At 73.5% G+C, this 12,147-nt stretch carries 13 protein-coding genes; 9 read left to right on the forward strand and 4 right to left on the reverse strand.

Annotated elements, in window-relative coordinates; all coding sequences use genetic code 11:
• Positions 1 to 209 precede the first annotated feature (209 nt).
• The gene (locus DEJ02_RS03840; protein ID WP_111032045.1) at positions 210 to 1,457 is read left to right on the forward strand and encodes a hypothetical protein; all 1,248 of its coding nucleotides are present in this window, start codon (positions 210 to 212) and stop codon (positions 1,455 to 1,457) included.
• Between the two features lie 102 nt (positions 1,458 to 1,559).
• Here DEJ02_RS03840 and DEJ02_RS03845 read toward each other — a convergent pair whose 3' ends face one another.
• The 3 genes from DEJ02_RS03845 to DEJ02_RS03855 all read right to left on the reverse strand — a co-directional run bounded on the left by DEJ02_RS03845 (position 1,560) and on the right by DEJ02_RS03855 (position 4,327).
• The gene (locus tag DEJ02_RS03845) at positions 1,560 to 2,051 is read right to left on the reverse strand and encodes a pyridoxamine 5'-phosphate oxidase family protein (protein WP_071405093.1); all 492 of its coding nucleotides are present in this window, start codon (positions 2,049 to 2,051) and stop codon (positions 1,560 to 1,562) included.
• Positions 2,052 to 2,346: 295 nt separating this feature from the next.
• Positions 2,347 to 3,009, reverse strand: a complete 663-nt coding sequence (locus DEJ02_RS03850; RefSeq protein ID WP_111032047.1) for a hypothetical protein — start codon at positions 3,007 to 3,009, stop codon at positions 2,347 to 2,349.
• Positions 3,010 to 3,217: 208 nt separating this feature from the next.
• Positions 3,218 to 4,327 (reverse strand): LLM class flavin-dependent oxidoreductase, encoded by a 1,110-nt coding sequence (locus DEJ02_RS03855; protein WP_111233255.1) that lies wholly within the window; start codon positions 4,325 to 4,327, stop codon positions 3,218 to 3,220.
• A gap of 145 nt (positions 4,328 to 4,472) precedes the next feature.
• On the opposite strand from DEJ02_RS03855, the gene DEJ02_RS03860 reads away from it, so the two are divergent.
• The gene (locus DEJ02_RS03860; protein ID WP_111032048.1) at positions 4,473 to 5,411 is read left to right on the forward strand and encodes an SDR family oxidoreductase; all 939 of its coding nucleotides are present in this window, start codon (positions 4,473 to 4,475) and stop codon (positions 5,409 to 5,411) included.
• Positions 5,412 to 5,595: 184 nt separating this feature from the next.
• Here the strand turns inward: DEJ02_RS03860 and DEJ02_RS03865 are convergent, their stop codons facing one another.
• Positions 5,596 to 6,387: an NRDE family protein gene (locus DEJ02_RS03865; RefSeq protein WP_181440264.1), complete on the reverse strand. Its 792-nt coding sequence runs from the start codon at positions 6,385 to 6,387 to the stop codon at positions 5,596 to 5,598.
• Between the two features lie 64 nt (positions 6,388 to 6,451).
• Here DEJ02_RS03865 and DEJ02_RS03870 point away from each other — a divergent pair, with 64 nt between their 5' ends.
• From DEJ02_RS03870 to DEJ02_RS03900, 7 genes are all read left to right on the forward strand, one after another.
• Entirely contained in the window at positions 6,452 to 7,720 is a 1,269-nt protein-coding gene (locus tag DEJ02_RS03870; protein ID WP_111032120.1) for a phosphopantothenate--cysteine ligase family flavoprotein, read from the forward strand.
• A gap of 79 nt (positions 7,721 to 7,799) precedes the next feature.
• The gene (locus DEJ02_RS03875) at positions 7,800 to 8,198 is read left to right on the forward strand and encodes a hypothetical protein (protein WP_152376630.1); all 399 of its coding nucleotides are present in this window, start codon (positions 7,800 to 7,802) and stop codon (positions 8,196 to 8,198) included.
• A complete protein-coding gene (locus DEJ02_RS03880; protein ID WP_163342685.1) occupies positions 8,195 to 8,986 on the forward strand; it encodes a YqjF family protein in 792 nt (263 codons plus the stop codon). Before DEJ02_RS03875 ends, DEJ02_RS03880 begins: the two co-directional genes overlap by 4 nt.
• Complete coding sequence (locus tag DEJ02_RS03885; RefSeq protein WP_111032051.1) at positions 8,983 to 9,450, forward strand: DUF1810 domain-containing protein; 468 nt, start codon at positions 8,983 to 8,985, stop codon at positions 9,448 to 9,450. The genes DEJ02_RS03880 and DEJ02_RS03885 overlap by 4 nt, the downstream gene beginning before the upstream one ends.
• Positions 9,451 to 9,625: 175 nt before the next feature.
• A complete protein-coding gene (locus tag DEJ02_RS03890) occupies positions 9,626 to 10,276 on the forward strand; it encodes a GntR family transcriptional regulator (protein WP_111032052.1) in 651 nt (216 codons plus the stop codon).
• A gap of 176 nt (positions 10,277 to 10,452) precedes the next feature.
• The gene (locus DEJ02_RS03895; protein ID WP_111032053.1) at positions 10,453 to 10,908 is read left to right on the forward strand and encodes a MarR family winged helix-turn-helix transcriptional regulator; all 456 of its coding nucleotides are present in this window, start codon (positions 10,453 to 10,455) and stop codon (positions 10,906 to 10,908) included.
• A 298-nt stretch (positions 10,909 to 11,206) separates the two neighbouring features.
• On the forward strand, positions 11,207 to 12,079 hold the full coding sequence (locus DEJ02_RS03900) for a phospholipase (protein ID WP_111029332.1): 873 nt from the start codon (positions 11,207 to 11,209) through the stop codon (positions 12,077 to 12,079).
• Positions 12,080 to 12,147: the final 68 nt, after the last annotated feature.

A 12,147-nucleotide genomic window follows, 5' to 3' on the forward strand; every position in this document is an offset into this window, starting at 1 on the left:
CCGCCCCGTCACGGACGGGCCGCCCACCGGACGCGACACCGGGCGCGGCACCGCCCACGCCGGACGTCGCACCGGCCACGGGACGGGCGCGAGACAGCGCGCACGACGCGGGTCGGGCCTCCAGGCGCAGTTCCGTGCGATCCTCACGCTCGGGCCGACTAACCTGTCCGGGTGCCGACCCGACCACACGAACGCCGAGGAACTCGCGCGTGAGCCGCACCGACAGTGCCGGCGTGGTCGCCGCGGGCACGTCCAGCGGTCGACGACGTGTCCTGGACACCGTGGCTTCCCTGCCGGCGTGGGCGGCGGTCCTGCTCGTCTGGACGGGCGGCCGGGTCCTGTCGACCCTGTGGCTCGCGCTCGCGTACCCGCTCATCGGTCGCGCGCTTCCGGGCAACGCGATCTGGGGCAACGAGCACGGCTTCGGTGCCTTCCTGGTGGCCTGGGACGGGCAGTACTACGAGCAGATCTCGCTGCACGGGTACCCCGACGCGTTGCCGCTCGACGCCGCCGGCAACGTCGCGCAGAACGCCTGGGCCTTCCTGCCGGCGTTCCCCTTCACGATCCGGGCGCTGACCGCCTCGACCGGGGTGCCGTTCGAACTCGGTGCCCCGCTCGTCGCGATCGTCGCCGGGCTGCTCGCCACCTACCTGCTGCACCGCCTGGTGCGGGACCGCGCCGGACACGCCGCGGCGATGTGGGCGGTCTTCTTCTTCAGCTGCGGTCCGCTGTCGTTCCTGCTGCAGGTCGGGTACGCGGAGAGCATGTTCCTCGCGCTGTCGTTCGGGGCGCTGCTCGCGCTGGAGCGTCGGCGCTACGGGCTCCTGACGGCACTCGGCGTCGCCGCGGCCTTCACCCGCCCCGGCGCCCTGGCGATCCCGCTCGTGCTCGGCGTCGTCGCACTCGTGCGGTGGGTCCGTGCGCGGCGCGAGACCGGTCGGGTGTTCGAGAGCTTCCCGCTCCGCGAGCAGGCCCGGGTCGTCGCCGCGGGGCTGACCATGGTCCTCGCGGGGCTCGCCTGGCCGGTGATCGCCTCGCACGCCACCGGGACACCGAACGCCTACCTGGAGACCGAGATGTCCTGGTGGGTGAACTTCATCGGCCGGGTGGACTTCGTGCCGCTGACGCCGTGGTTCCTCATCGCGGGTCGCTGGCTCGGCGTGGGCGGGATCCTGATCGTGGTGTTCCTGCTCGTCACGTACCCGATCTGGCTGCTCCGCCGTTCGACGCTGCGACTCGGTCCCACGACGGTGCTGTACTCGGCCGCGTACGCGCTGTACATCTTCGCGGTGTCGCTGCCGATGGCCTCGACCCCGCGGCTGCTCATGCCGCTCGCCCCGTTGTTCGGGTCGCCCGAGCTGGTCGCGAAGCCCTGGATGCGGTGGACCTTCGTGACGGCCGCGTTGGCCGGGCAGCCGGTCCTGGTCGCGGTGCTGTGGCTGCTCGGCCCTCCGTGAGCGGCTGACGCGCAGCTCTCGGAGGCACGCGTCCCGACATGACGCGACGCCGCCGTCCGGACAGGACGACGGCGTCGTGCGTCAGGCGTCAGGCGTCGCGCCTCAGAGCTCGACCGTGCCGTGGTCGCCGGTGTCCGGCTGGCTCTGCTTGCCGAGCGCCGCCTTGAACATCTGTACCAGGCTGCCGACCGGCCCGGTGTCCTGGGTCCAGTACTCGACCGAGACCCCCTCGACCGTCAGCAGCCGGATCGACGGGTCCTGGCGGCCCTCCGGGAACCAGGCCTCGGCGAACGGGGACCACAGCTCGTCGACGACCGAGTCGTCCTGGGTCACGGTCGCGGTCCCGGCGATGGACAGGTACCCGCCCTGCGACTCGATCGAGACGTTGACGTGCGGGTTCCGCGCGATGTCCTCGACCTTCTCGCTGCCGTCCTGCACCAGGAACCGCAGGGTCCCGTGGAACGTCTTGTCCTGCACCGCGAGGGGCCTGGCGTGCAGGTTCCCGTCCTCGCTCACCGTGGTGAGCAGTGCCGTGTGGGCGCCGTGGACGATGTCCGAGATGGCGGCGCGCTGGTCCGTCTGTGTGTCGGTCATGGTGCTCCTTTGCGTCATGCGCCCCGCTCCGCCGACGTGCGACCGTCGGTGCACGGGGCCGTACCGTTCCGACCAGTGTGCCCCTCCGGCGCTGGACGCGTCAGCCCGGCGCGTCGACGTGGTCCGGTCACGGTCGGCCTGGAGGCCCGGCGCACGCCCGCCACGCCGCTCCCGCCCGGCGCGCGCGCCGTCCACGACGTCGGGATCGTGAGCACACGATGTCGCGTCCGCACCGGCGAACCGACCGTTCCTGCTCACGAAGTGGGGCGGGGGTCGGGCGCGGGGTGGGCGCGGGTCAGGCGGGTTCGCGGATCGTGGTCTCGACGTCGACGACCTGCGGGATCTTCGGCATCGAGGCGAAGCCGAACGCCACGGGCGGGTCGAGCGGCGCCAGGGCCCCGAGCGGCTCCCCCGCCCAGGTCCCCCGCACGCCGGTGACGTCGTGCGCCCCGGTCACGCCGTAGTACTCGCGGCGGCCGTTGCCCGCCGAACCCGCCGTGCCGGACCCCGGCGCGAGCAGGCGTGCCACCGGGTCGATCGCGGCGAGCCAGCGCGGATCGCGGGCGATCGGCTTCGGGACGATGCGCAGGATCCGGCCGAGCGGCGAGATGCCGCCGACGTCGATCGAGGCCTGCAGCGCCCCGGCGGACAGTTCGAGCCCGCGCGCGGTGCGGCGAGCGCGGACGTCGACGACCGAGACGGTGTCGAAGCGGTAGGTGCCGGAGACGTACGCGGCGACGATCTCGTCGGGCGCGAGCAGCACACTGGTGCCGTCGGGGAGTTCGAGGAACACGTCCGTGAACGGCCCGAACGGCGAGCGGTCCCACATGCCGACGACCATCCGGACGCCCGAGGTGGTGCCGACGCCCATGATCCGGCCGCGGAACCGGCGTTCGACGACGGAGTCGGAGGCGTGACCAGCAGCGGGACCGGAGGCGTGGTCGGGGCGTGACGACATGCCCTGGACCGTACCCGCGGCCCCCGTGAGCCGATCTCGGCGGCCGCCCCGGGCCTCCCGGCCGTCACCCGCGCGCCCGCTGCCCGCCGGAACCTGGACGCAAAACACCGGTGTCCACGCTCCGAACACCCGCGAAGGGGGGTGTGGAGCGCGAACACCGGTGTTTTGCGGACCGAACCGGACCGGACCCCGGACGGGCCAGCGGCCGTCAGGCGACGGGGACGGGCTGCGCCAGCAGCTCGCGCACGCGGGGTGCGACCTCGGTGCCGTAGAGCTCGATCGAGCGCATCATGTCGGCGTGCGGCAGGCGACCCGTCGCGTACCGCATGTCGAAGCGCGAGGCGCCGAGGATCCGCATGTTGCGCGCGACCTTCCGGGCGACGGTCTCCGGCGAGCCGACGTAGAGCGAGCCGCCGGCCGACAGGCTCGCGCGGTACCCGGCGACGTCGAGGGGCGGCCAGCCGCGCTCCCGGCCGAGCTGGTCGGTGACGGCCTTGTGGTACGGCCAGTAGCGCTCGGCGGCCTCTTCGTCGGTGGCGGCCACGAAGCCCGGCGAGTGCATCGCGATGGGCTGCTGCGGCAGGTCGAGCTGCGCGAGGGCCTGGCGGTACAGGCGCGAGAACGGGGCGAACTGGGCGGGCTGCCCGCCGATGATGGCGAGGAACAGCGGCAGGCCGTACGACGCGGCACGGATGACCGACTGCGGGGAGCCGCCGACACCGATCCACGTCGGGATGGCGCCGTGCTCGAGCTTCGGGAAGACGTCCTGGTCGACCAGGCCCGCGCGCTTCGTGCCGGACCAGGTGACGGCGTCGCCGCCGCGCAGGGCCGCCCAGAGCTGGAGCTTCTCCTCGAACAGGACCTCGTAGTCGCTCAGCTCGTAGCCGAACAGCGGGAACGACTCGGTGAAGGAGCCACGGCCCAGGATGACCTCGGCGCGGCCGTTCGACAGGGCGTCGACGGTGGCGAAGCGCTCGTACACGCGGACGGGGTCGTCGGAGGACAGCACCGTGACCGCGGAGCCCATCCGGATGCGCTCGGTGCTGGCGGCGATCGCGGCGAGGACGACCTCGGGGGCGCTCACGACGAAGTCGGCTCGGTGGTGCTCCCCGACGCCGATGAAGTCGACGCCGACCTGGTCGGCGAGGACGGCCTGGTCGACGACGTCGCGGATGCTCTGCGCGTCGGACTGCAGGCTGCCGTCGGCGCGCTCGGTGACGTCACCGAAGGTGTCGAGGCCGAGCTGCAGCGGTCCGATCCGGTCGGGTGCGGGCGGCGGGACGTCCGAGGGACGGTCGGTGCCGAATGCGTTGCTCATGGTGTCCTCCTGGTCGCACTTCCATGCGTTTGCATCAACATAGCACGGCGGCGGCGTGCGCGCACGGGGTCGGCGACCGGGTCGGCACGGGCCCGGGCCGGGCCCGGACCGGGGTCGGCCAGCCCGGACGAGTACGGTCACCCGCATGCCGAACCTCCCCGACCAGACCGGACGCCGCATCGTCGTCACCGGATCCAACAGCGGCACCGGACAGGAGGCCGCCCTGCGCCTCGCCGGAGCCGGCGCCAGCGTCGTGCTCGCCGTCCGCAGCGCCGAGAAGGGCGAGACCGCCGGCGCCGGCATCCGCGCCGCCCACCCCGCAGCCGACGTGGAGGTCCGCGAACTCGACCTCGCCGACCTGGCGAGCGTCCGCCGCTTCGCCAGCGGCATCGTCGACGAGGAACGTCCGATCGACGTCCTGGTCAACAACGCCGGCGTGATGGCCCCGCCGGAGCGCTTCGAGACCGTCGACGGCTTCGAGCTGCAGTTCGGCACGAACTTCCTCGGCCCCTTCGCCCTGACGAACCTGCTGCTGCCGTCGCTGCTGCGTGCGCGCACGCCCCTCGCCGACGGTCCCCTGGCCGAGGCACCCCGGGTCGTCACGATGTCGAGCCTCGCCGCGATCCCCGGCCGGATCCGCTTCGCCGACCTGCAGTGGGAGCGCGGCTACAACGGCTGGCGCGCCTACGCGCAGTCGAAGCTCGCCGACCTGCTGCTCGCGCTGCACCTGCACCGCCTGACCGTCGAGGCCGACGTGCCCCTGGTCAGCACCGCCGCCCACCCCGGCTACACCCGGACGAACCTGCAGGCCGCGGGACGCTCACTCGGGCGGTCGAAGCCGGTGCGGTCGAGCAACCGCGCCCTGCCGTTCACCCAGGCCGTCGAGCAGGGCACCGAGCCACTGCTGTACGCGGCGGTCGGGCCGAACGCCGTGGGCGGCGCGTACTACGGCCCCTCGGGTCCGTTCGGCATGACCGGTCCGACCACCACCGTGTCGATCCCCGGATCCGCGCGGAGTGCCGACCTCGCCCGCTCGCTCTGGGCCGTCGCCGAGGACCTCACCGGGACGCGCCCGCCGCTCTAGCCTCGCACCGTGCGAGGGGCGCCGCGGCCCGTGCGAGGTTCCGGACGTGGTGCGAGGGGGCGTGGGTCGCACCGAGGACGCAACCTCGCACCACTCGGACGTCGTGCGCGTTGGGGCGCGGGCGCGGGGCCTGCGCGCGGGGCGCGGCCGGGAGGCCCGGGGCGGGTCCGGCACGCCGCCAGCGTCAGGCGCGGTGCAGCTCCACCGACCCGTCCAGCTTCCCGGGTTCGGTCAAGCGGGCGTGCTGCAGGACGGTGCGGCCCGGCGCGATCGCCGCGGCGACGATCGACAGGGTCGTCATGTGCCCCTCGGCCTCGTGCACGTCGCGGAGGATCGCGTCGGGGTGGTCGCTCGGCAACGCTGAGGACTCCGCCAGCACGCCGAACCAGTCACCCCAGCCGTCCCCGGCGTCGCCACCGGAGTCCACGGTGCGGAGTTCGTCGAACGGGCCGAGCACCGGCGGGCCGGCCGGGGCGTCGACGGCGCGGAAGGCCTCGAGCCACCGACCGATGCGCGGCGCCGCGGGGTCGTCGGCCGCACCGTGCGTGACCATGTGGACGCCGGGGCCGAGGTCGGTGGTGCGGACCTGTTCGCCGTCCCAGGTCAGCACCGAGGCACCCTCGGCCGTGGCGCGCACCAGGTTGAAGGCCCGCGTGGTCGGCAGCGTGCCGTCGTGTCCGGGCAGCAGGTCGTCGGCGACGGCGTCCACCGGCACCACGCCGCGGGTCGTCCACGTGCCGTCGACGCTCGTCACGGGTTCGGCGCGGTTGAGCACCACGGCCAGGCCGGCACGGTCGGACGCCGCGAGCCACGCACCACCGGCGGAGCGGTCACGGACACCTCGGAGGTCCGGGTCCCGGTCCGGCCACCAGGCAGCGGGCGGGTCCCACGGGCGCTCGGGCGACTCGTCCCGCAGGGCGAGCACGGTGACGGGCCACGCGGACCCGGGGTCGACGCGGACGACGACGGTGCACATGCCGTCGATCCTCGCACGTGGCCCCGGTAGCGTGAGCCAGGTGAACGCAGCAGCAGAGCGCGCCCTGACCGTCATCGTGGGGATCACCGGGGGCATCGCCGCCTACAAGGCCGTCGGGGTCGTCCGCGACCTCGTCAAGCGCGGCCACGACGTGCACGTCGTCCCGACCGAGGGCGCCCTGCGCTTCGTCGGGCTGCCGACGCTCGAGGCCCTCAGCCGCAACCCCGTCACCACGAGCGTGTGGGACGACGTCGCCGAGGTGCGCCACGTCGCGCTCGGTCGCCGGGCCGACCTGGTCGTGATCGCACCAGCCACCGCCGACTCGTTGGCGCGGATGGCGCACGGCCTGGCGAGCGACCTGCTCGGCACGACGCTGCTCGCGACCGAGGCACCCGTCGTCGTCGCCCCGGCGATGCACCCGCAGATGTGGGAGCACCCCGCGACCCGTGCGAACGTCGCCACGCTGCGTGACCGCGGCGTCCACCTGGTCGGCCCGGTCGTCGGCGCGCTCACCGGCGACGACGCGGGCATCGGTCGGATGGCGGAGCCCGAGGACATCGTCGCCGCTGCGCTCGCCGTGCTCGACCAGCACCCCGCCCCGGCCGGCCGCCGCAGCGCGGACACGGGCACCGCGGCCAGCACCGGGGCACGTGGTGAGCAGGGCGACCTTGCGGGCGTCCGTGTCGTCGTCAGCGCGGGCGGCACCCGCGAGCCGTTCGACCCGGTGCGGTTCGTCGGCAACCGCTCGAGCGGCCGCCAGGGCATCGCGATCGCCGCCGATGCCGTCCGTCGTGGCGCGTCCGTGACCCTCGTCGCCGCGAACGTCGAGGGCTCGCTGACCGCCGGACTGGACGCGACCATGGTGCCCGTCGGGTCCGCGCTCGAACTCGCCGAGGCCGTGCACGCCGCCGCCACCGAAGCGGACGTCGTCGTGATGACCGCCGCCGTCGCCGACTACCGACCTGCCGAGGTGCGCACCGAGAAGCTCAAGAAGGACGCGCAGGGCGAGCGCATGACGCTCGAGCTGGTGCGGAACCCGGACGTGCTCGCCGACCTCGTGGCGGCGCGGCGGACCGGGCAGATCATCGTCGGGTTCGCTGCCGAGACCGAGCCCGACCGCGACGCGCGGATCGAGCTCGGGCGCGCGAAGATCAGCCGGAAGCCCGCGGACCTGCTCGTCGTGAACCACGTCGGCTGGTCGGCCGGCTTCGAGCGCGAGGAGAACGCGATCGAGGTCCTGGTGCCCGGTGGCGAGGTGGTCCGCGAGACGTCCGGCACGAAGGCCGAGGTGGCGACGGCGGTCCTCGACCTCGTCGCGACCGCACTGACGTGAATGCGCACTGACGTGGATGTGCACTGACGTGAGCAGCGTCTCCGGCTGCTTCCGAGGACGAGCGGGCACGATGGGGCACATGCGACGACGTGAGCGGATCCGACGTGCCAACCGCACGGCCACCATCCTGGCGGTGGCCCTCGGCGCGGCGGGCACCATGCACTTCCTGCGCCCGACCCACTTCGACCGGATCGTGCCGGAGGCCCTGCCCCCGCGGCTGACCACGCTGGCCTCCGGGGTGGCCGAGCTGGGCATCGCCGCCGGGCTCGCGTTCCCCGCCACCCGCCGTGCCTCGGGCTGGGCGGCGGCTGCGCTGTTCGCGGCGGTGTTCCCGGCGAACCTCAAGATGGCGAACGACCTGCTCGACCATCCCCGCTCGAGCCGAGCGATGCGGCTGATCGGGGTCCTGCGGCTTCCCCTGCAGCTGCCGCTGGTCCTCTGGAGCATGCGCGTCGGTCGGCACGCACCGAAGCCGTGACGCAGCCGTCGTGGACCCGCGCGGCGGTGCCGCTCCTGCACCGCCCGGTCACCCAGCACGCCTGGGAGGACATCGTGTTCGCGCACTGGCGGCACGACCCGGCGTCGCTGCAGCGGCTCGTCCCGCGCGGCACCCGTCCGGACGTGGTCGACGGCAGCGCCTGGGTGGGGCTGTCGGCGTACGTGTTCCGGGAGACCCGGGTGCCGCCGTTCCCCTCTGCCGGGCGGCTCGGCACCATGACCGAGGTCACGATCGAGGTGCTCACGGTGGACGACCAGGGGCGCCGCGGGGTGACCTACCGCACGGTCGACACCGCGAACGTGCCCGCCATCGTGGCCGCGCACGCACTGCTCGGCGTGCCGTACACGTTCGCGCACGCACGTTCCCGTCGCCGCGGTGACGCGGTGGCGCACCGGTCCGTCCGGCACCCGACCCGCGCGCTGCACCCCGTGCGGTGGGCGCGGTCGCTCCGGCAGGAACGCCCGACCGGTGCGGTGCGGCCGAAGCACGCGGCCTCGGTGCGGGTGACCGCCGGCGAGGTCGTCGACACCCCGCTGGCCGCCGAGCTCACCACCCGCGCCGGCATCCACGCGCGGTACCTGGCGCAGACCCTCTTCTGGCAGCGGCAGCACCCGGTGCTCACCACCCGTTCGGCCACGCTCGACCGGCTCGAGGGCGACCTGCCCGACGCCGTCGGCATGCCCGGCCTGTTCGACCGGGCGCCGGACTCCCTGCTCGTGGTCGACGGCACGACCGTCCGGTACGGCTGGGGCGGGGTCGTCCGGTGACGGACGCACAGCCGCACGCACAGGCCGACGACCCGTTCGACCTCGACCGCTTCGTCCGGGCCCAGCAGGGTGTGTACGACGTCGCGCTCGACGAACTCCGTCGGGGCCGGAAGTCGTCGCACTGGATGTGGTTCGTGTTCCCGCAGCTGGCCGGTCTGGGGCGGAGCGCCACGGCCGTGCGCTACGCGATCACCGGCGTGGACGAAGCCCGCGCCTACCTGACGCACCCGGTACTCGGGCCCCGTCTGCGCACGGCGACCGACGTCGCACACGACGCCCCCGCCCGCTCCTCCGACGCCCTGCTCGGGGGCATCGACTCGGTGAAGCTCCGGTCGTCGATGACGCTGTTCGCCCGGGTCGCGACCGACACGCGGCCGTTCGCCGCCGTGTTGGACCGCTGGTACGACGGCACCGAGGACCCGGCCACGGTCCGCCTGCTCGAGGAGCACTCGGGTCGCGAGTGACGCACGCGACGCACGACGCCCGACACGCGTGACCGGTATCTGAACGTCGACACTGACACGCGCTGAGCCGACCGCAACGCCGTTGTCATATCAGGTACGGTGATGCGAGCACGTGCGATGTCGACCGTGCCCGTTCGCCCGGCGCCCCGACGCCGCCGCCCCCGAAGGAGAACGCATGCCGGTCCCCCGCAGCGCCCCGACCGAGCACCAGCTGCTCCGTGACACCGTCCGCCACAAGATCCACGACGCGATCATGGACGGCACGCTCCTGCCGGGCGAACGACTGAACGACGACGAGCTCATCTCTTGGCTCGGCGTCTCCCGGACACCCATCCGCGAGGCCCTGAGCCAGCTGTCCCGCGCCGGCCTGATCGAGATGGCCCCGAACCGGTACACCCGGGTCACCACGCCGGACCCCGCCGAGGTCATCGAAGCGATGCAGACCCTCGGCGTGCTGTTCGGCGGCGTGGTCCGACTCGCGGTCCCGCGCCTCGGTTCGGCGAGCCGGAAGAAGATCCTGGCCCAGCTCGACAAGACGATCACCGAGCTCGAGGCCCACGAGGTCGCCGCCGTCAACCACGACGCCCTCGACGTCTTCGCCCTGTACGTCGCCGAGTGCGGCAACGAGAACCTGCAGCGCGTCTGCCGCGACACGATGGACGGCCTGGCGTTCCGGTTGCGCCTGCCGAACCTCGACGAACTGGTCGACTGGGACCGGATGACCGAGGACTTCCGGCGTCTCCGGACGGCGACCGAAACCGGCGACAACGTCACGGCCGAGCTCGCGACCGAGGCGATCCACCAGCTGCCGGGCGAGAAGCACTGAGTTCACCTGTACCCGTGTACAGGAACCGCCCGTCTCGCACACGCGAGGCGGGCGGTCGACGTTCCACGGGCCTCCCGGCCGGCGGCCCGGCCACGCGCGTGACGCTCCCAGTCCCGGGGCCGCGCGGACCGATAGCATCGCTGGCGACCACCTGAACCAGGCACCCGGAGCAGCACATGAACCCCCGCCCGACGGACCGTACCGAGGTCGCCGCACGCCTGGCCGCCGCGGTCGGTCGGATCAACCGACGGGCCCGCACCGACTCGGCCTCGCTCGGGTACGGCATCGTGTCGGCGCTCGCGTCGATCCAGCGGCACGGACCCCTGCGCCCCGGCGACCTGTCGCGGATCGAGGTGGTCACGAAGCCCACGATGACCCGCATCCTGACCGAGCTCGAGCAGCGCGGCTTCATCCAGCGCGAAGCCGACCCGCGCGACGGCCGGGCGTTCATGGTGACGGCCACGCCGGAGGGCATCGAGGCGGTCGAGCAGGCCCGCGCGAACCGCACCGGGATCGTCGCCGAACTCATCGCCGATCTCGACGAGTCGGACGTCCAGGCGATCGCCGGCGCCCTGGCCGCGCTCGAGCGTGTCGCTCAGGGCGAGCACGCCCAGGAACCTCACACCTTCTAGGCCCCGCGCGACCGTTACCGAACCGTTACCAAGCGGTGGACGGACCGTTCTGCCAGCGTTCCTGGACGCGCTGCCCAGTCTGACCGGTCATGGTGTCGGCTCCGCCTGACCGCGGCCACCCCACGGCTGCTCCCGGCGGACGGACGGGCCCCACACCACCGTCCGGTCCTCACCGGCTCGAGGACTCCTCGTCGTCGTCGACGGTGTCACCGACACCGCCTGCCTCCGGCGTGCCCGCACGACCTCGGTCGCGTGAGCAGGAGTCCCTCCCCCACCGAGCCGCCGACCTGCGGAACCGATGCGACACACCCCTGAGCTCCCCACCACGACGGCCTCGACCCGACGTGAAGCCCTGAACACCCCCACCCGCCGGATGCGCCGGGCCCTGCGCCACCGCGCGACACTGATCGCCGGAGGCGCAGCGGTCCTCGCCGTCGCCGGTGGCGCCCTGACCGTCGGCACGCAGCCCGCCATCGGCGAGGCCCTCGGCATGCCGACCGGCACCCCGAGCGCCTCGGCGACCGCGGAGCCCGCCCTGCGCGGCACCGCGCTCGACCGTGCCCAGGCCGCCGCCACGATCACCACGGCGAAGACCGTCATGCAGACCGCGAACCACAAGGTCGACACCTCGGCGCTCGAACAGCGCGTCGACGCGCTGAGCGACTACCCGGACCTGTCCGGCGCTGCGCTGACGAACCGCATCTCGACGACGGTCGCGTCGACCACGCACGTCGCCCAGGCGAGCGCCACGCAGGACAAGCGGGACGTCGACGCGAAGGCCGCGGCCGCAGCGAAGGCCGCAGCCGAGCGGAAGGCTGCCGCCGAGGCAGCGGAGGCCGCCCGGAAGCTCGCCGCCGGCAACACCGTCGCCGGTGCCAAGGCCACGGCGAGCTCGCTCGCGTCGTCGGAGTACGGCTGGGGTGCCGACCAGTTCCAGTGCCTCGACAACCTGTGGACCAAGGAGTCCGGCTGGAACTACCAGGCCGTCAACGCGAACGGCGGCGCGACCGGCATCCCGCAGGCGCTCCCCGGCTCGAAGATGGCCACGATCGCCGCGGACTGGCGCACCAACGCCACCACCCAGATCACCTGGGGCCTGCAGTACATCAGCTCGGCCTACGGCACCCCGTGCGCGGCGTGGGGGCACTCGCAGGCGAACAACTTCTACTGATCGGCGCGGGTCGCGACGGCGACCGGCAGACGGACGGGAGGCCCGTGGCGGATCCGCCACGGGCCTCC

The organism is Curtobacterium sp. MCLR17_042, from assembly GCF_003234695.1.
Taxonomy (GTDB): domain Bacteria; phylum Actinomycetota; class Actinomycetes; order Actinomycetales; family Microbacteriaceae; genus Curtobacterium; species Curtobacterium flaccumfaciens.